Origin of the sequence: Rhizobium sp. J15 (assembly GCF_002531825.1) — a bacterium.
Taxonomy (GTDB): domain Bacteria; phylum Pseudomonadota; class Alphaproteobacteria; order Rhizobiales; family Rhizobiaceae; genus Rhizobium.
On the sequence record NZ_NWSX01000053.1, the window covers coordinates 14,862 to 33,049 of the forward strand.

15 protein-coding genes and 1 riboswitch are annotated in these 18,188 nt (G+C 62.0%); of the genes, 8 read left to right on the forward strand and 7 right to left on the reverse strand.

Translation table 11 applies throughout. The features are described 5' to 3' along the window. Positions 1–157: 157 nt before the first annotated feature. Positions 158–346: a hypothetical protein gene (locus tag CO670_RS33485; RefSeq protein ID WP_245426053.1), complete on the forward strand. Its 189-nt coding sequence runs from the start codon at positions 158–160 to the stop codon at positions 344–346. Between the two features lie 107 nt (positions 347–453). Further along, a complete protein-coding gene (locus CO670_RS28320) occupies positions 454–660 on the forward strand; it encodes a hypothetical protein (protein WP_097593297.1) in 207 nt (68 codons plus the stop codon). Between the two features lie 48 nt (positions 661–708). Here CO670_RS28320 and CO670_RS28325 read toward each other — a convergent pair whose 3' ends face one another. The 3 genes from CO670_RS28325 to CO670_RS28335 form a co-directional block, all read right to left on the reverse strand. Continuing rightward, positions 709–1,776, reverse strand: coding sequence for a 3-deoxy-7-phosphoheptulonate synthase (locus CO670_RS28325; protein WP_097593299.1), 1,068 nt, complete (start codon positions 1,774–1,776; stop codon positions 709–711). Between the two features lie 335 nt (positions 1,777–2,111). After that, complete coding sequence (locus CO670_RS28330) at positions 2,112–2,696, reverse strand: hypothetical protein (RefSeq protein ID WP_097593301.1); 585 nt, start codon at positions 2,694–2,696, stop codon at positions 2,112–2,114. Between the two features lie 58 nt (positions 2,697–2,754). Further along, entirely contained in the window at positions 2,755–4,629 is a 1,875-nt protein-coding gene (locus CO670_RS28335; RefSeq protein ID WP_097593303.1) for a methyl-accepting chemotaxis protein, read from the reverse strand. A 276-nt stretch (positions 4,630–4,905) separates the two neighbouring features. Beyond that, a riboswitch (cobalamin riboswitch) is annotated at positions 4,906–5,094 on the forward strand. A 41-nt stretch (positions 5,095–5,135) separates the two neighbouring features. Here CO670_RS28335 and bluB point away from each other — a divergent pair. Then, complete coding sequence (gene bluB / locus CO670_RS28340; protein ID WP_097593305.1) at positions 5,136–5,837, forward strand: 5,6-dimethylbenzimidazole synthase; 702 nt, start codon at positions 5,136–5,138, stop codon at positions 5,835–5,837. Here bluB and CO670_RS28345 read toward each other — a convergent pair whose 3' ends face one another. Further along, positions 5,838–6,923 (reverse strand): DUF2865 domain-containing protein, encoded by a 1,086-nt coding sequence (locus CO670_RS28345; protein ID WP_097593306.1) that lies wholly within the window; start codon positions 6,921–6,923, stop codon positions 5,838–5,840. It lies immediately after the preceding gene. Positions 6,924–7,139: 216 nt separating this feature from the next. On the opposite strand from CO670_RS28345, the gene CO670_RS28350 reads away from it, so the two are divergent. After that, a complete protein-coding gene (locus tag CO670_RS28350) occupies positions 7,140–7,460 on the forward strand; it encodes a low molecular weight protein tyrosine phosphatase family protein (protein WP_097593308.1) in 321 nt (106 codons plus the stop codon). Positions 7,461–7,491: 31 nt separating this feature from the next. Here CO670_RS28350 and CO670_RS28355 read toward each other — a convergent pair whose 3' ends face one another. Next, entirely contained in the window at positions 7,492–9,804 is a 2,313-nt protein-coding gene (locus CO670_RS28355; protein ID WP_097593310.1) for an NADP-dependent malic enzyme, read from the reverse strand. A 308-nt stretch (positions 9,805–10,112) separates the two neighbouring features. Here CO670_RS28355 and CO670_RS28360 point away from each other — a divergent pair, with 308 nt between their 5' ends. After that, positions 10,113–10,631, forward strand: coding sequence for an AAA family ATPase (locus CO670_RS28360; protein ID WP_280951379.1), 519 nt, complete (start codon positions 10,113–10,115; stop codon positions 10,629–10,631). A gap of 134 nt (positions 10,632–10,765) precedes the next feature. Here the strand turns inward: CO670_RS28360 and CO670_RS28365 are convergent, their stop codons facing one another. Then, positions 10,766–11,272 carry a tetratricopeptide repeat protein gene (locus CO670_RS28365; protein WP_176539041.1) on the reverse strand — a complete coding sequence of 169 codons (507 nt, stop codon included), beginning with the start codon at positions 11,270–11,272 and terminating at the stop codon, positions 10,766–10,768. Positions 11,273–11,530: 258 nt separating this feature from the next. Between CO670_RS28365 and CO670_RS28370 the strand changes: the two genes are divergently transcribed. Continuing rightward, on the forward strand, positions 11,531–12,970 hold the full coding sequence (locus tag CO670_RS28370) for an FAD-binding oxidoreductase (protein WP_097593333.1): 1,440 nt from the start codon (positions 11,531–11,533) through the stop codon (positions 12,968–12,970). A gap of 92 nt (positions 12,971–13,062) precedes the next feature. On the opposite strand, the gene CO670_RS28375 is transcribed toward CO670_RS28370, so the two are convergent. After that, positions 13,063–13,623: a TetR/AcrR family transcriptional regulator gene (locus tag CO670_RS28375; protein ID WP_097593316.1), complete on the reverse strand. Its 561-nt coding sequence runs from the start codon at positions 13,621–13,623 to the stop codon at positions 13,063–13,065. Positions 13,624–13,851: 228 nt separating this feature from the next. Between CO670_RS28375 and CO670_RS28380 the strand changes: the two genes are divergently transcribed. Both CO670_RS28380 and CO670_RS28385 read left to right on the forward strand, forming a co-directional pair. Next, positions 13,852–15,030, forward strand: coding sequence for an efflux RND transporter periplasmic adaptor subunit (locus tag CO670_RS28380; protein WP_176539042.1), 1,179 nt, complete (start codon positions 13,852–13,854; stop codon positions 15,028–15,030). 5 nt (positions 15,031–15,035) lie between these two features. After that, entirely contained in the window at positions 15,036–18,188 is a 3,153-nt protein-coding gene (locus CO670_RS28385; RefSeq protein WP_097593317.1) for an efflux RND transporter permease subunit, read from the forward strand.

The following is an 18,188-nucleotide window of genomic DNA, read 5'->3' on the forward strand; positions in this document are numbered from 1 at the left end:
CTTTGCCGCGTTTCCGGTGGAGTACCTACGGTTGTTCGGAAAATACTAAGGGTCTCAAGATCTAAATCAGATGGCGGTTCCCATCGCCAAATTCTATATTCAGAACGATATGAGATATGCTTGCGGTAACGAGACGTACTTCAGGAATTATAATGCCATGAGCTTTTTCGATGACCTGCCGCTTTCGCCGGAAGAGGAGCTTATGCTCCAGTCACAGGACAAGATTGCGCTCCTGTTTTTAAGTGACGTCGTTTATGACGAGGATGAATATCTCGACTCTATCCGAACCGTGACCGCTTATAATATGGTCGTCGCCTCTAAGTGCCTGCACAGGCGCACGTCGTGAAAAGCCCTCACCGGCGATCGAGCCAACATTAATGACGAGGAGGTGGGTGGCGAGATTGTACTTTAACACCGTCTCCAGTTTTTACCGAGCAGGGAAGCTTAATTTCAATGACACCTGAAGAAAGAGCGATCCTTAAGGCTCTGGCCTCCATGTGTGTTCAGTATATGGATGATGGTCGAAACGGGCTGGTTCACAAGTCCATGAGTGCCGGCGAAGGCGCGGTCGAAGTGCTGGCTTCCTATAGTCTGGTCAAACCGGAACCATGGGGCGGCTTCTGGACCGATGAGGGCCTGCGTCTTTTGGACGAAGATTGACCTGTGAATGGGCGGCGGGTGTCTGCCCGCCGCGCTTGATGCTGTCTATCAGGCTGCGACGGCTGCCTTGCGCCGTTCGCGGGCGGATTTTGCCAAGTCTTCCAGCACGGCGACCGACATGTCCCAGTCGATGCAGCCGTCGGTGATGGACTGGCCGTAGACGAGCGGTTTGCCGGGAACGAGATCCTGGCGGCCGGCGACGAGGTTGCTTTCGATCATCATGCCCTTGATCTGGCGGTTTCCGGCGGCGATCTGTCCGGCGACGTCCTTGACCACCCGCGGCTGATTCATCGGATCCTTGCTGCTGTTGGCATGGCTGGCATCGATGAGGATGCGCGGATCCACGCCGAGCTTGACGGCCTCGCTGACCACCGCCTGGACGTCGGCGGCCTCATAGTTCGGCCGCTTGCCGCCGCGCAGGATGATGTGGCAATCCTCATTGCCTCGGGTCGAGGCGATCGCCGCCTGGCCATCCTTGGTGACGGCGGGGAAGTGATGCGGCTGCGACGCGGCGAGGATCGCGTCGAGCGCCACGCGGACGCCGCCATCCGTGCCGTTCTTGAAGCCGATCGGGCAGGAGAGGCCGGAGGCGAGCTGGCGATGGATCTGGCTTTCGGTCGTGCGTGCGCCGATCGCGCCCCAGCTCACGAGATCGGTAATATATTGCGGCGTGATCGTTTCGAGGAATTCGACACCGGCTGGCAGGCCCATCGCATTGATGTCGAGCAGCAGGCGCCGGGCGATCCGAAGCCCTTCCTCGATGCGGTAGCTGCCATCGAGATGCGGGTCGTTCATCAAGCCCTTCCAGCCGACCGTGGTGCGGGGCTTTTCGAAATAGACGCGCATGACGATTTCGAGATCGCCGGAGAAGCGCTGCCGCTGCTCCGCCAGCCGTTCGGCATATTCGCGTGCCGCGGCAGGATCGTGGATGGAGCAGGGGCCTATGACGACGACCAGGCGGTCGTCCTCTCCCTCGAGAATCTTATGGATCGCATTGCGGTTGCTGGTCACCGTCTCGCTGACGGCAGCGGTTCGGGGGATTTCCGCGATGATATCGGCGGGTTTGGTCAGCGGGGTGATTTCGAGGATACGCAGATCATCGATGGTATCGGACACGGTATGGCTCCTGTTTGGTCATACCGAGCGGAACAAAAAAGCCGCCAGGTAGACTAGCGGCTGTTCGGGTTGTCGTCGCGTTGACTTCAGTTACGCATAGACCCGCATCCGCTGGGAGCAGCGGTACGAATAAAATCGCGAGGCGTAGACTGATGTGATCGACATGAGGCGTCTTTAGCGTGGCAGCCTCGCCTTGTCACGCAGAATCTGCAGCCGGACAATCGAGCCTCGGGATGCTCTTGTAAAGCACGCCGCAATCGGTCTGCCGATGCGACGTGCCTTCAAGCTATTGTTTCTGCATGCCTTTCTTCAAAGGAGGTATGCAGCCTGGCAAATCAGAGAGCGTCGACGTTCACGCCGATGGTGATGGCGCCGATCGGGGTGCCCTTGTCGTCGGAGATCGTCACGCTTGCCTGCGACTGCAGCGTCTGGGTCGATTCGTCCTTCTCGATTTCGTCGATGAAGACGGCGTCCTTGCCCGCTCCGAAGGATTTCTGGAACTTGGCTTCGTCGCCCTGCCAATAATCCGATGTGACGTCGCTCTGGCCGACATTCAGGCCCTTTGCGTCCATGACGAAGATCTCGGTGATCTTGCCGCCGGAAGCAGCCTTCTTCTCCTGAAGGAATTTGGACAGCGCATTGCCCAGCACGCCGTCGATCATCGAATGATCGGAGCCATCGACCTCGGCGCGCCACTTCTTGTCCAGGGCGTCGATATCGGCCGCGCTCAGATTGGCGTTGGTGGCGTCCTGCGCCTTGAGGGCATCGACGATGGCGGGGTCGCTGAGCCAGGGCGTGACGTCGCTCTTCACGTAGTCGGCGATCGGGGCAAGCTGAGCGGCATCCTGCGCCATGGAGACACCCATGGGCACGGCAGATGCGCTGCAGGCCAGAAGCAATGCGGTTACAACTCTTTTCATTGTGTTCCCTTCCTGATGATCGGTTGTTGAGGAATAAAATTATCGAAGGCAGATGGCGTCAGAACTCCTCCCAGGCGCCGGGAGCGGCGGCAACGGCGGCATTTCCTGCGTGCCGCTGCGTAACGACCCGTTGCTCGGTCCGAGGTTGGCGAACGGATTGAGCGGGCTTGGGCTGGCTGGCGGCAGAACCGGCGACGGTGAACCGGCCGGCCGAATCCTGCAGGAGACGGCCCTGTGTCAGCAGTTCCTGGCAGGCTGCGTTCGTTTCTTCGACCATTGCCGCATTCTGCTGGGTCGCCTGATCCATCTGGTTGATCGCGCCGTTGATTTCCTGCAGGCCTGTCGCCTGCTCGCGATAGGACTGGACGAGGGAGGCGATGCTGTCGCTGATGCGGTTGATCTGCTCCTCGATCTTCAGCAGAGCATCGCCCGTCTGGTTGACGAGCCCGACACCGGCGGCGACTTCCTGGCCCGATACATTGATCAGGTTTTTGATTTCCTTCGCCGCATTGGCCGAACGCTGGGCGAGTTCACGCACCTCCTGCGCGACGACGGCGAAGCCCTTGCCGGCCTCGCCGGCACGGGCGGCCTCGACGCCGGCGTTCAGCGCCAGCAGGTTGGTCTGGAAGGCGATCTCATCGATGACGCCGATGATGCGGCCGATCTGGCTCGAGGACGTTTGGATGCGGTCCATGGCGCCGATCGCATCCCGCACCACGGTCGCCGAGACATGAGCGCTGCGCTTGGTCTCCTCGACCAGCTGCCCGGCATTTTCAGCCCGCTGCGACGACGTCCTGACCGTCGAGGTGACCTCATCGAGGGCGGCTGCGGTCTCTTCCAGTGCCGCGGCCTGCTGTTCCGTGCGCCGGGCGAGTTGATCGGCGGAGGAGGCAAGCTCGCTGGAGCCGCCTTCGACGGCGACCGACGCCGTCTTGATCTCCGTCAGAGCGGCTGCAACCGCTTCGACCATGCGGTTGAAATCCTGCCGCAACTTATCGAATTCCGGGCCGAGATCGGCGAGCTTGATCGAGAAATCGCCTGCGGCAAGCCTTTCCAACGCATTGGCGAGCGTGTTCATGACCAGCCGCTGGGTGTTGCTCGCCTCTTCCGTCAAGGACGCGTTGCGCGCCCTTTCGGCATCGAGCGAGGCGCTCTGCTCGGCAGCAGCCCGTTCCCTTTCGACCTTGGCAATCGCTTCTTCACGGAAAACTTCCAATGCTCGCGCCAGGAAGCCGATTTCATCGCCATTTTGCTTGTAGGTGACGGGTGAGGCGAGGTCGCCTTTCTGCAGAGCACTGATCCTGGCGCTGAGAATCCGGAGCGGGCGGCCGACGAGGCTGCGCATGGCGAGAAGGAATGCGGCGACGGCGAGCGCGGTGATCACCGATTGGGTGATCAGCGAAATGAGAACCTTTTGCTGGACTTCGGAGGCGATCTTCTCGACGGACCAGTTAGTAACGACGTAGCCGGTGCTCTTGCCGGATTTGTCCAGCGGCAGCGGCGCGATGATCGTCACCACGCCGGACGATACGCCGGTGTCGTCGATCACCGTTTTATCAGGCTTGGCGCCGAGGCTTTTCTTCAAGTCGTCGACGGCAGGCAAGCCGGTGCTTCCGTCGCGCATCCAGCTGTCGACGGTGGCAAGGTCCGCGTTGAATGCGGCGAACTGGACGAGGTCGAGCGAAGGGTCGTCACGATAGAGCGAATAAGCGTCGCGAACGGCGTTCGCCTTGCCCCATTTGACGCCGCCTGCGGCGAGAGATGCGAACTGTTCCGCATCCTTGGCCCAGTTCGCCTTGGCGCCATCGACCAATGCCCGCGTTTCGTACATCCAGCTATAGGTGGCGAAGGCGGAAATGCCGCAAAGATTGACGGCGACGATGATGGCGGCCAGCTTTGCCGTCAGTGGCATCGTTTTCAGAAATTGGAACATGCCGCGGGGCCTCGAAATGCGGCTCAGTCGGATATGCTCCCGACCGGCGTATCAATACGGCATCCACGCTGGCGGCCGCAGCATGAGCACTCATGCCCATGTCCTCCTTGCAGCCCAAAACGCGCAATTGCAGTGTCTATTTTTTTTGTAAAGAAAAGATAAAGTGAAATAGCGGTCCATGCCTGCGGCTGTGTCACGGTCGGCACGCTCGAAAATTCGACGAGGCTTGTCGACTGACGTCTCTTCGAGCCCGGCTTGCCGTAGCGTCGGTTTCCTGAAATAGATGCGCCGTCAGGTGCCTGCCGTCGAGGCGGGAGAATCGGGAATCCGGTGTAAGCCCGGAACGTGCCCAACGCTGTAAGGCCGACGCCTGCCGCTTCATCATGCCACTGGCTTTTGCCGGGAAGGCTTGCGGCAGACGGATGACGCCAAGTCAGAAGACCGGCCTGGCGAGATAGACCCAACCCGCGCGGACGGCGGGCGGTTGCGTTGTTGGGGATTTGACGATGCGACCCTTTGACGAGGATGCCCTGTCAGTGGCATCCGGTTTTTCCATGGCCGAACGTGAGGCCGTCTATCACGCGATCATGACGCGGCGTGACGTGCGCAGCCAGTTCCTGCCCGATCCGCTGCCGGAGGATGTCGTGGGCCGCCTGCTGACGGCCGCCCATCACGCGCCCTCCGTCGGCTTCATGCAGCCGTGGAACTTCATTCTGGTCAAGAATGCCGAGGTGAGGGCGCGGGTGCGCGATGCCTTCATGAAGGCCAACGAGGAGGCGGCGCTGATGTTCGAGGGCGAGCGGCGGCAGGCATATCGTTCGCTCAAGCTCGAAGGCATCGTCGAGGCGCCGCTCGGCATCTGCGTGACCTGCGATCCCACGCGCAGCGGCAGCGTGGTGCTCGGCCGCACCCACAATCCGAGGATGGATTCCTATTCGACCGTCTGCGCCATCCAGAACCTCTGGCTTGCGGCGCGGGCGGAAGGGATCGGCATCGGCTGGGTCAGCATCTTTCGTGAAGACGATCTGAAAGCCATTCTCGGCATACCCGATCATATCGAAGTGGTCGCCTGGCTCTGCGCCGGCTTCGTCGACCGGCTTTACGACGAGCCGGAACTCGCGGTCAAAGGCTGGCGGCAAAGGCTGCCGCTCCAAGAGCTTGTCTTCCACGACGGCTGGGGACGGAGCGAGCGGCAGAGCCCGTCGTAATCACTGCTGCTGCGGCTGTGGGCCGGGTGTTGCCGGATTGGCAAGATCGATCGTGCCCTGGTCGCCGGCGAGGAACTGTGGCCCGACCTGGCGGACCTTGTTTTGCACGGGATCATAGGGACGTTCCGGAACGGATGGCTGCGGCACGGGCGCTATCGCAGTCTTCTCCGGCGGATTGGTGCGGATGGTGGTGATCGAGCCCTGCTGCGGCGGTTCGCTCACGGCCTGCTTGCCGCGCATCTCATTGTAATAGGCGGTGAGATTGCAGGCGCAGGCGTTTTTCTCGCCGGGCGCACGGTTCTTGTAGGCGAAGGCGTTTTTCATGGCGCTGTAGGGCGTGCCCGTCGCCACCGAGATCATGTTCGAGGCTTCCGTGCTTCTCACGTCGCGATAGAAGAGCTGCGTTTCGATGCCGGGGCACATCTTGGAGCAGGTCTGGGCATCGCGGCCGAAATCGACCGAAGTGGCGTTCGAACTGATCGGAAAGAAGCCGCCATCGCAGCTGCGCACGCAGATGGTGCTGACGGGTGAGAGCATCTCGGCCTGCGGCAGGCCGTAATACGGGTCATATTCGCCGCCGCCGAGCGGAATGAAGGTATCGCCGCGCATCGCCTGTTCCTCGATGCTCGGGGCGGGATCGTTGGCGCTGCGTTCGGACGGTGCATAAAAATTCTCGCTATTGCAGCCGTTGCGCTCCAGAGCAGCCATCAGTTCGCGGCGCGCGCCGTCATCGCCCTGGCTGCGCAGCTCGTCGCGGCGGTCCTGGAGATAGCGGATATTGTCGATCATCCGGGCTTCGGCCTGCGAGAGCTCGGCGCAATAATCGGCATTCTCACCGCCGATCACGACCATGCTGCCCGAGGTGCAATCATAGCTGCGCAAATCGTTGCGGACCTTGCGGAGCTCGAGGTTCTGCTCGGCAATCGCGCTGGCATATTGACGTGCTTCCGGCCCGTTATTGTTGCCGATCGATCGCGGCAGGTCGGCGAGACGGCCGCGCAGGTCGTTGCAGATGGCGCTGGACTGCGCAGCGGCAGGGGACGCCAACGCAAGAAGAAGTACGAGAGACAGGTTTCGGCGTTTCACGGCGTCGTCCCGGAATGAGCAAACGGTCGATGGGTCGATGCGACGTCACTTCGCCGCGCGTGTTCTCTTAGCGTGTTTCTCTTAAGAAGCTCAGAGAAATTCTTAGCGCATTTTCGCGATTTTATCCAGCGGCGGTGGTGATCGGCCTTCTGGTTTCGCTCTCTACGAGGAATTGTGCTATCGCGAGCCCAACTCCTCCTCACATGAGATCGAAACGTGAAAAACGTCCTTTTCGTATGCAGCCAGAACAAACTTCGCAGCCCGACGGCAGAACAGGTTTTCGCAGACTGGCCCGATATCGAGGTTTCCTCTGCCGGTACGAACAATGATGCCGAAAATCCCCTGTCGAGCGAGCTGATCGACTGGGCCGATATCGTTTTTGTGATGGAGAGAACTCACCGCACGAAAGTCCAGAGCAGATATAGATCAGCTCTCAAAGGCAAACGTCTGATCTGCCTACATATTCCCGATGATTACGACTTCATGGACCCCGGGCTCATCCGGCTGCTGAAGGCAAAGATCCCTCAGCATCTGTAAGTCAGTCCGCCGAGATCGCTCGGCAGCCGGCTCACGCCGGCTGCGATGCCTCGACGACGGCGAGGGCCGCCATGTTGACGACGCCGCGGGAGGTGACCGAGGGCGCCAGGATGTGGGCGGGCATGGCGGCGCCGAGCAGGATCGGGCCGACATGCAGGCCATCTGTCATCGATTTGACCACGCCGAGCGTGATGTTGGCGGCATCGAGGTTCGGGAAGACCAGCAGGTTCGCCTCGTCGTGCAGCGTCGTGTGCGGCATGACGCGCTTGCGCAGGGACTCGGTGATGGCGCTTTCGCCGTGCATTTCGCCATCGACTTCGAGATCGGGAGCGGCGTCGCGCACGAGCTGCAGGGCGTTACGCATCTTCGTGGCGCTTTCGGATTCGCGCGAACCGAAGTTGGAATGCGAGACGAGGGCGGCGCGCGGGGTGATGCCGAAGCGGCGGATTTCCTCGGCGGCCATCACCGTTGCCTCGGCGATCTCCTCGGCGCTCGGATTGAAGGTGACGTAAGTGTCGGTGAAGAAGGTGGCGCCGCGCTGCGAAATCATCAGGCTGAGCGCGGAGAAATCACGCACGTTCGGACGCTTGCCGATGATCTGGCGGACGTCGCGCAGGTGTTTCTCGTAGCGGCCTTCGAGGCCGCAGATCAGCGCGTCGGCCTCGCCGCGCCTCAGCGCCAGCGCGCCGATGACCGTGGTGTTGGTGCGCACGATGGTGCGGGCGGCTTCCGGGATGACGCCGCGCCGGCCGACGAGCGAGAAGTAGAGATCGACATATTCGCGGAAGCGCGGATCGTCTTCCGGATTGATGACCTCGAAATCCTGCAGCGGCCGGATGCGCAGGCCATAGCGCTTCAGACGCGTTTCGATGACCTGCGGACGGCCGATCAGGATCGGTTTGGCCAGGCCTTCCTCAAGCAGCACCTGGGCGGCGCGCAGCACGCGCTCGTCTTCGCCTTCGGAGAAGATGACGCGCTTGCGCTCGGCGGCTTTGGCCGCGGTGAAGATCGGCTTCATGACAAAGCCGGAGCGGAAGACGAAACGGTTCAGCTGATCGAAATAGGCGTCGAAATCCTGGATTGGGCGGCGCGCGACGCCGCTCTGTTCGGCGGCTTTGGCGACGGCCGGCGCAATGCGCAGGATGAGGCGCGGATCGAAGGGCGAGGGGATCAGGTAATCCGGACCGAAGACCGGGGTCTCGCCGGAATAGGCGCGGGCGGCGACATCGGACGGCTCTTCGCGGGCAAGTGCCGCGATGGCGCGCACGGCCGCCATCTTCATTTCCTCGTTGATCGTCTCGGCGCCGCAATCGAGCGCGCCGCGGAAGATATAGGGGAAGCAGAGGACGTTGTTGACCTGGTTGGCGAAATCCGAGCGGCCGGTGCAGATCATCGCATCCGGACGGGCGGCGCGGGCGAGATCCGGCATGATCTCAGGCGTCGGATTGGCAAGCGCCATGATCAGCGGCTTGTCGGCCATCTGCGCCAGCAGCTCCGGCTTCAGGACACCGGCGGCCGAGAGGCCGAGGAAGACATCGGCGCCGCCTATATTTTCGGCCAGCGTGCGCGTATCGCTCTTCTGGGCATAGACGGACTTCCATTCGTCCATCAGCTCGGTGCGGCCTTCATAGACGAGGCCTTCGATATCGTGGACCCAGATATTTTCGCGTTTTGCCCCGAGGGTCACCAGCAGGTTGAGGCAGGCGAGGGCGGCGGCACCGGCGCCGGAGGCGACGATCTTGACGTTCTCGATCGACTTGCCGGCGAGCTCCAGCCCGTTCAGGATCGCCGCGGCGACGATGATCGCCGTGCCGTGCTGGTCGTCGTGGAAGACCGGGATCTTCATTTTCTCGCGCAGGCGCCGCTCGACTTCGAAGCATTCCGGCGCCTTGATGTCCTCGAGGTTGATGCCGCCGAAGGTCGGCTCCAGCGAGGCGACGGTCGAGACCATCTGCTCGACGCTTGCGGCGTCGATCTCGATGTCGAAGACGTCGATGCCGGCGAATTTCTTGAAGAGCACGGCCTTGCCCTCCATGACCGGCTTCGAAGCCAGCGGGCCGATATTGCCGAGGCCGAGCACGGCCGTGCCGTTTGAGATGACGGCGACGAGATTGGCGCGGGACGTGTAGTCGGCCGCCGTTTCAGGATTGTCGCGGATGGCAAGGCAGGGGGCGGCGACGCCCGGGGAATAGGCGAGCGCCAGGTCGCGCTGGTTGCCGAGCGGCTTGGTCGCCTGGATCTCGAGCTTGCCGGGGCGGGGATAGCGATGGAAGAAGAGCGCCTGCTCGTCGAGATCGCCGCCCGGCAGGTTCTTTTCCGTCTTGGATTTATCCTGATGATCCATTGCCGCCTCCGTGCACGTCTTTTTCTGGAGTTCCCTCCATACATCAATCGGATACGGGCGACAGTATGGAAATGGCGGCGGGGAGAAGTTTTCGTGTGGTGGGCGGCGAAGCAGGTGTGTCACCGCACGCGAATGCCGCGGCCACCGCCGTCAGCCAAGCCGTGAACCATGCCCGTCTTGCCCCCCAAACGGAACGATCCTATAAGATAGACTATGGCAACACATCTCTGATTGGCCGCGCCTTGTGGCATTGAGCGAAGCGCAGTCCTGCACGACACCGCGGGGCCACCGCCACTTGTCAAACCAAGATCAGAGATTTTCCAATGCCTACGCTCTACCTCACTTGCGGTCTTCCCGGTTCAGGGAAGACGTCGCTCGCCAAGATTATCGAACATGAAGCATCTGCCCTCCGTCTGACTGGAGACGACTGGATGCACAAGCTTTACCCTGGCATCTCTACTCCAAAAGCCGAAACCGGTCCGTGCCGAGGTAGAGTCGAGAGCTTACAATGGCTGATCGCTCTGCGTGCCATCAGGCTTCGGTGTAACGTTGTCGTGGATTGGGGCGTGTGGTCGCGGGCAGAACGCGACGCCTGCCGGAACGAAGCTCGTGCGGCTGGTGCCCGGGTCGTTCTCTGCTTCCTCGACGTTCCCTTTGATGAGCTCTGGGACCGGGTCTCCCGACGAAACGCCGAGCTTCCCGTCGGCGCGTTCGACATCTCGCGACCGGATCTGCTCAGGTGGTCGAAGCTATTCGAGCCGCCAACCGCCGAGGAGTTGGCGCTTTACGATCGGCAAACCCATCAAGCCATCACCGCGCATACATGACACGCCACAAGTCAAGGTATCTTCAGTCTGCTTAGTAGGCGGGTCCGCCGCGTATCGATGATCGGCGCGTGTACCGAACGGCATCTTCTGGGCGCCGCGATCTGGCGCGACGGGCAATCAGGCGGCACTTTCACTTATCTTAACTGTTTAAGTACGCTCGCAGGAAGAAGAGCTTTAAGGCCGATATCGGCTTTATCTTTCCAATATTTCGCCTTTTCGGCGTCTTTGGGGACGCCCGTACCCGCCTCATACATCTCGCTGAGATAGAGCTGGGCTAGCGTTACATCTTTGTCTGCTGCCTTTTGAAGCCAAAAGGCAGCTTGGCCAGCGTTTGCAGGAACACCGCGTCCCTGGAGGTACATGCCTCCCAAGGCGAATTGGCCTGGAGGAAAGTCCTGTTCAGCCGCCTTTCGAAACCAGGCAACCGCCTGATCATCGTCTTTGGTTACGCCGCGCCCAGACGCAAACAATGATCCGAGAGCCGTTTGTGCCTGCGGATCACCAGCCGCAGCTTGTGGCTGCCAAAGCGCGAAAGCTGTAGCGTAGTCGCGCTGATCGTACGCTGCCTGGGCTGTATCGGCCGCCCTCGCTCCCGACCAAATCGAAAGAAAAAATACAAATATATATATTAGTCTTCGCATGCTTTTCTCCGAAGCCATTTTCTATGCTGCTAGAGGACGGATATCGAGAAGGCCAGAAGCAAGTGCGCCAATTAAAGGTTGGGTCGGCAAATTTTTCCCCAGATGGTTACCTCGTTACAAACTACGATGTGAGGCTGACTGCGGGATCAGCTTTGCGACTGTGTTTAGCTAATCCTTTTGGAAAACTTGTTTGACGGCTGCAGCGAGCGCAAAATGCCGGCCGCGACGGTGCGGGGCGCCGGTCGCATGGAGGAAATCATGGACAATCTGAACCTGACGACCCTGCAAAGGGGTCAGACGATGGTCAATGACGTGGCCATCGATGCATTTGCCGCCGGATTTCGCGGCAGTCTCCTGACCGGTAAAGACATGAATTATGATGAGGCGCGGTCGATCTGGAATGCGATGATCGATCGCCGTCCGGGCCTCATCGCGCGCTGCGCAGGGGCGGCCGATGTCGTGCGCGCCGTGCGCTTTGCACGTGACAACAGCCTGCTCGTTTCGGTGCGCGGCGGCGGGCACGGCATTGCCGGCAATGCCATGTGCGAGGGCGGTATCGTCATCGATCTGTCGCCGATGAAATCCGTGCGGGTGGATACCGAGACGCGCCGCGCCAGGGTCGAGCCGGGCGCCACGCTTGGCGACGTCGACAAGGAAACGCTGGCCTTCGGGCTGGTGCTGCCGACCGGGATCAATTCCACGACCGGCATTGCCGGACTGACGCTCGGCGGCGGTTTCGGCTGGCTGACGCGGAAATTCGGGCTGACCCTCGACAATCTGATTTCGGTGGATGTGGTGACGGCCGATGGGGAGCTGGTCAAGGCGAGCGAGACGGAAAGACCGGACCTCTTCTGGGCGCTGCGCGGCGGCGGCGGCAATTTCGGCGTCGTGACCTCCTTCGAATTCCAGCTCAACCCGCTCCATCCAGAGGTCTTGGCCGGGCTTGTGGTGCATCCCTTCGCCGATGCGGAAAAGGTGCCCCGCGAATATCGGCAGGCGCTGGAAGAAGCACCCGACGAGCTGACCTGCTGGGTGGTGATGCGCCAGGCGCCGCCGCTGCCCTTCCTGCCGGCCGAATGGCACGGCAAGGAGATCGTGGTGCTGGCAATGTGCTATTGCGGAGATATTGCCGCGGGCGAAAAGGCGACAGCCAGATTGCGCGGCATCGGAAAGCCGATCGCCGATGTCGTCGGTCCTGTGCCTTTCGTCGGCTGGCAGCAGGCATTCGATCCGCTTCTGACGCCGGGGGCGCGCAATTACTGGAAGAGCCAGGATTTCGCCTCTCTCTCCGATGCGGCGATCGACATCCTCCTCAATGCGGTGCGCAAGCTGCCGGGGCCTGAATGCGAGATATTCGTCGGCCATGTCGGCGGTGCGGCTGGCCGCATCCCGACCGAGGCCACGGCATTTCCGCAGCGCAGCTCGCATTTCGTCATGAATGTGCATGCGCGCTGGCGGGAAACCGGGATGGATGCAAGCTGCATCGGCTGGGCGCGCGAACTCTTCGAGGCAACCAAGCCGCATGCGGTCGGCACCGCCTATATCAACTTCATGCCTGAGGACGAGACCGATCGGGTCGAAATGGCTTACGGCGCCAATTACGCCCGTCTTGCCGAAATCAAGCTGCGCTACGATCCGAACAATCTGTTCCGAATGAACCAGAACGTGAAGCCGGTGGCGGCCGTGCGGGCTGCCTGAGGAAAGCGCGTAAGCTTGTTGACGTCTCCGCCGCGCGTTCGGTCTGGCGCGCGGCGATTAATGTCCTCAAGCAGTGACATGCTCGTCGCCCGTCATTCCCCGGTGAGATCAATCAATTCCTGCAGCAGAGCCGTGTCGTCGGACGCGGCTTGATCGTCGGGCCGCAGAACATGGGTCAGCCATGCGCCGTCGGCGGCGAGGCGCACGACTTCGAGGCGTGTCCCTGTGTCGGTCGCGGCGTGTCTGGTGAGCCGGTCGCTGATCCATTTGTGCCAGAGGCTCTTGGAATAGGGATCGGCAAGGACGGTCATGGTCTGCGCCGACCACGGGCTGCTATTGAGGGCGCGGTCGGCAAAGAGCGTGCGCACGTAGGCGCGGGTAAAGGTGCCGTGGCCGCCCTTGTCCTTGTCCAGCTCCTCGTCGATTTCGCGGTCGAAGCTTTCCATCATGCCGTCGAACACGGCCTCGACGAGGGCCTGCTTATTGGGGAAATGATGGAACAGTCCCCCCTTGGTCACGCCGGCTGCACTGGCGACCGCCTGCAGGCTGACGGCGGCCAGACCATGCTCGAGCGCCAGTTTCGTGGCGCAGTCGAGAAGAGCCTGCCGCACGACATCAGGCTGTTTCTTTCTGTTGCGGGGGCTATCTACCAAGGCATGACCCGTGTTGACGAAGAGCTTATGGGCGAGGGCGCCCCAGAGTCAGTAGCACTCCCGGGGCCGCGGCACCATGGGCTCTTCCGGTGTGACAGTGCTATCATACCGACCGGTAGGTATCTTGCAAAGCGAAAAAATATCCGCTACCTGTCGGCTCAGGAGGCCCGCCGAACGTCATTTCGGCGGGCTGTCTTTTTTAGATTATAGTGGCCATCCAGAAGGCTGATGAACATGCTTCTTCGAACCAAATCACTGCGTCATGCGCTGATCCTGGCGCTTTTCATCGGCGCCGGCCTGCCGGTTCACGCCCAGGAAGGCGGCGCGATGCCGCCTGTCGCCGTCAGCGTGATCAGGCTGGATGCCCGACCGGTTCCCGTCGTCAGCGAGCTGCCCGGCCGCGTTGCGGCGACGCGCGTCTCCGAGGTGCGGGCCAGGGTCTCCGGCATTTTGCAGGAGCGGGTCTTCGAGCAGGGCAGCCTCGTCCACCAGGGCGACGTGCTGTACCGGATCGATCCGGCGCTGTTCCGGGTGCGCGTGGCAAGTGCGGAAGCCAGCCTCGAACGTGCCAGGGCGACGCAACTGAATGCCCGCCAGCAGCTGGAGCGCCAGAAATCGCTGCGCGATCGCGATGTGGCGAGCGGCATCGAATATGATGCGGCCGCCGTCGCGCTGGCGCAGGCGGATGCCGATGTCGCGTTGGCGCAGGCGGCGCTCGACGAGGCGAAGATCAATCTCGGCTATACGGAGGTCCGTGCGCCGATCACGGGCATCATCGGCGGCGCGCTGGTGACGGAAGGCGCTCTGGTGACGGCCGATGCCGGCGATGCGCTGGCGCTGATCCAGCAGATCGATCCCGTCTATGCCGATTTCACCCAATCCTCCGGCGAGCTGCTGGCGCTGAAACGGGCCGTCGAGAGCGGCGCGCTTGCATCGACGGAACCAGACAAGGCCGATATCAAGCTCGTCTTCGACGATGGCACGGTCTATGGCCAGGCCGGAAAGCTGCTGTTCAGCAGCGCCAGCGTCGATACGACGACCGGCCAGGTGACGCTTCGCGGCGAATTCCCCAATCCCAAGGGCGATCTGCTGCCGGGGCTTTACATCAGGGTGCGCATCGAGCAGGCGATCCGCGAGAATGCGATCGTCATCCCGCAGCGCGCCGTCGTTCGCACCGCCGAAGGCAAGGCGCAGGTCTATGTGGTCGAAGAGGGCGATGTCGCCCAGCCGCGTGATGTGGAACTCGGCCAATCCTCCGGCAATGAATGGGTTGTCGAGAGCGGCCTGTCGGCCGGCGAGCGCCTGGTCGTCGATGGCGTTCAGAAGCTGCAGCCGGGCGCGAAGGTCGCGCCGGAAGAGCAGCGAGAAGGCCAAGTGGCCTCCGGCGAAGCCAGGAAGCCGGAGTAAGATCGATGGCACGTTTCTTTATCGATCGCCCGATCCTTGCCTGGGTCTTTGCGATCTTCATCTCTATCGCCGGCCTGATCGCACTTCCGTTCCTGCCGGTCGCCCAATATCCGAAGGTCGCACCGCCGCAGCTCAGCATCAGCACCAGCTACCCCGGCGCATCGCCGCAGGACATCTACCAGGGCGTCACCCGCCAGATCGAGGAGGAGCTGAACGGCGTCGAAGGGCTTTCCTATTTCGAATCGACCTCGGATACCTCAGGCGCGATGACGATCACCGCGACCTTTGCGGCCGGCACCGATATCGACCAGGCTTCCGTCGATGTGCAGAATGCCATCCGCCGCGTCGAGCCGAGGCTGCCGCAGACGGTCAAGGACCAGGGAATTACGGTCGAGGAGGCATCGTCAGGCTTCCTGATGTTCATCTCGCTGACCTCGACGGACGGAAAGACAGATGAGGTGGCGCTCGGCGACTATCTCAACAGGAACGTCATCGGCGAACTGCGTCGCCTCAACGGCGTCGGCCGCGCGCAGCTCTTCGCCTCGCAGCGGGCGATGCGCATCTGGATCGATCCCGACAAGATGGTCGGCCTCAACCTCACCGCATCGGATATCAGCGCGGCGATCACGGCGCAGAACGCGCAGGTTGCGGCCGGCCAGATCGGTGCGGCGCCCAATCCGATCTCGCAGGATCTGACGGCGACGGTGCTGGTCAAGGGACAGCTGACCGACACCAAGGAATTCGGCAACATCGTGCTGCGCGCCAATGCCGACGGTTCGATCGTCCGGCTGCGCGATGTCGCGCGCATCGAGGAGGGCAGCGAGAGCTACAGCTTCTCTACCCGCCTGAACGGCCAGCCGAGTGCGGCCATCGCCATCCAGCTGTCGTCGACGGGCAATGCCGTCAATACGTCCAACCTGGTCAGGGCGAAGATGGAGGAGCTGTCGCGCTTCTTCCCCGCTGGCGTCGAGTATGCGGTTCCTTACGATACCAGCCCATTCGTCTCCGCATCGATCGAGAAGGTGGCGCATACGCTCGCCGAAGCCGTGGCGCTCGTCTTCATCGTTATGCTGATCTTCTTGCAGAGTCTGCGTTACACGGTCATTCCGACGCTCGTCGTGCCTGTCGCGCTGCTCGGGACGCTCGCGGTGATGTTTGCCGCCGGCTTCTCGATCAACGTGCTGACAATGTTTGCGATGGTGCTCGCCATCGGCATTCTCGTGGATGACGCCATCGTCGTCGTCGAGAACGTCGAACGCCTGATGGCGGTGGAGGGGCTGTCGCCGAAGGAAGCGACCAAGAAGGCGATGCGGCAGATCACAGGCGCGATCCTCGGGATCACGCTGGTGCTCTCCTGCGTCTTCGTGCCGATGGCCTTCTTCCCGGGCTCCACCGGCATCATCTATCGCCAGTTCAGCCTGACCATGGTCGTGTCGATCCTGTTCTCGGCCTTTCTGGCGCTGTCGCTGACGCCGGCGCTGTGTGCCACCTTCCTGAAGCCGATCAAGGGCCATCACGAGAAGAAGGGCATCGCCGGCTGGTTCAACCGCAATTTCGACCGGCTGACCGGCCGCTATGCCCGCACCGTCGGCGGACTGGCCAAGCGCTCCTGGCGCATGATGGCCGTCTATGTCGCGCTATTGGCCGGCCTCGGCTATCTCTTCGTCAACCTGCCGAGCAGCTTCGTGCCGGATGAGGATCAGGGCTTCCTGATCGTCGATGTGCAGGGCCCGCCGGAGGCGAGCCGCAACCGGACGGTGGCATCGCTGGAGAGCATCGAGGCGATTTTCCGGAAAGAGCCGGCCGTCGAGAATATCGTCGCGATCCAGGGTTTCAGCTTTTCGGGGCAGGGACCGAATGCGGCGCTCGTCTTCGTGACGCTCAAGGACTGGGCCGAGCGCGGCGAGGGCAATTCGGTTCAGGAGATCTCCAACCGCGTCAACATGCAGCTGTTTGCGTTGAAAGATGCGACGTCCTTTGCCCTGTCGCCGCCGCCGATCGAAGGTTTCGGCACGACCAACGGCTTCACCTTCCGTCTTCAGGACCGTGGCGCGAAGGGGCAGGCGGCTCTCACCGAGGCGGCGGGAATGCTGCTCGGCAAGGCATCGCAGAACCCGGTGATCGCGGGCGTCCGCCCGGAAGGCATGCCGGATTCGGCGCAGCTGGTGCTTGTCATCGACCGCGAGAAGGCGAACACCTTCGGCGTCGCCTTCGCCGACATCAACAGCACCATCACCGCCAATCTCGGCTCGAGCTACGTCAACGACTTCCCGAATTCGGGCCGCATGCAGCGCGTCATCGTGCAGGCGCAGGACAAGAGCAGGCTCCAGGCCGAAGACCTGATGAAGCTCAACGTGCGCAATGCCAGCGGCGGCATGGTGCCTTTGTCGTCCTTCGCCATCGCCGAATGGCGCAAGGGACCGGCGCAGATCGTCGGTTACAACGGCTATCCGGCCGTTCGCCTCTCGGGCGCTCCGGCGCCGGGTTATTCGTCGGGTGCGGCGATCGCCGAAATGGAGCGGCTGGCTTCGGAGCTTCCCGAAGGCTTCGGCTTCGAATGGACGGGGCAATCGCTGGAGGAAATCAGATCGGGCACGCAGGCGCCGATCCTCTTCGGTCTCAGCATCCTCTTCGTCTTCCTGCTGCTGTCGGGACTTTACGAGAGCTGGTCGATCCCGCTGTCGGTGATGCTGGTCGTGCCGCTCGGCGTGCTCGGCTGCGTGCTCGCGGTGATGAGCCGCGGCATGTCGAACGACATCTACTTCAAGGTCGGCCTGATCGCGATCATCGGCCTTTCAGCCAAGAACGCGATCCTGATCGTGGAATTCGCCAAGGACGGCTTTGCCGAGGGCAAATCTTTGATGGATGCCGCGATCGAAGGGGCTCGTCTCCGCTTCCGGCCGATCATCATGACCTCGCTCGCCTTCACGCTCGGCGTGGTGCCGCTGGCGATCGCCACCGGTCCGAGTGCGGCGAGCCAGAACGCCATCGGCACGGGCGTGCTCGGCGGCATGATTTCGGCAACGGTGCTGGCGATCTTCTTCGTCCCGGTCTTTTTCGTCTTCGTGCTGCGCCTGCTGAGGACGAAGCGGCCGGCGGCGATGAACGAAGAGGCCTCGGCAGGCGAGGAACCGGCGACGGTGACGTCGCCGATATAA

Bases quoted from the DNA above. Each gene is read 5' to 3' on its own strand.
- CO670_RS28320 (WP_097593297.1), top strand. From the start codon at position 454: ATGACACCTGAAGAAAGAGCGATCCTTAAGGCTCTGGCCTCCATGTGT.
- CO670_RS28370 (WP_097593333.1), top strand. From the start codon at position 11,531: ATGGACAATCTGAACCTGACGACCCTGCAAAGGGGTCAGACGATGGTC.
- CO670_RS28355 (WP_097593310.1), bottom strand. From the start codon at position 9,804: ATGGATCATCAGGATAAATCCAAGACGGAAAAGAACCTGCCGGGCGGC.
- CO670_RS28335 (WP_097593303.1), bottom strand. From the start codon at position 4,629: ATGTTCCAATTTCTGAAAACGATGCCACTGACGGCAAAGCTGGCCGCC.
- bluB (WP_097593305.1), top strand. From the start codon at position 5,136: ATGCGACCCTTTGACGAGGATGCCCTGTCAGTGGCATCCGGTTTTTCC.
- CO670_RS28330 (WP_097593301.1), bottom strand. From the start codon at position 2,696: ATGAAAAGAGTTGTAACCGCATTGCTTCTGGCCTGCAGCGCATCTGCC.
- CO670_RS28380 (WP_176539042.1), top strand. From the start codon at position 13,852: ATGAACATGCTTCTTCGAACCAAATCACTGCGTCATGCGCTGATCCTG.
- CO670_RS28365 (WP_176539041.1), bottom strand. From the start codon at position 11,272: ATGCGAAGACTAATATATATATTTGTATTTTTTCTTTCGATTTGGTCG.
- CO670_RS28385 (WP_097593317.1), top strand. From the start codon at position 15,036: ATGGCACGTTTCTTTATCGATCGCCCGATCCTTGCCTGGGTCTTTGCG.
- CO670_RS33485 (WP_245426053.1), top strand. From the start codon at position 158: ATGAGCTTTTTCGATGACCTGCCGCTTTCGCCGGAAGAGGAGCTTATG.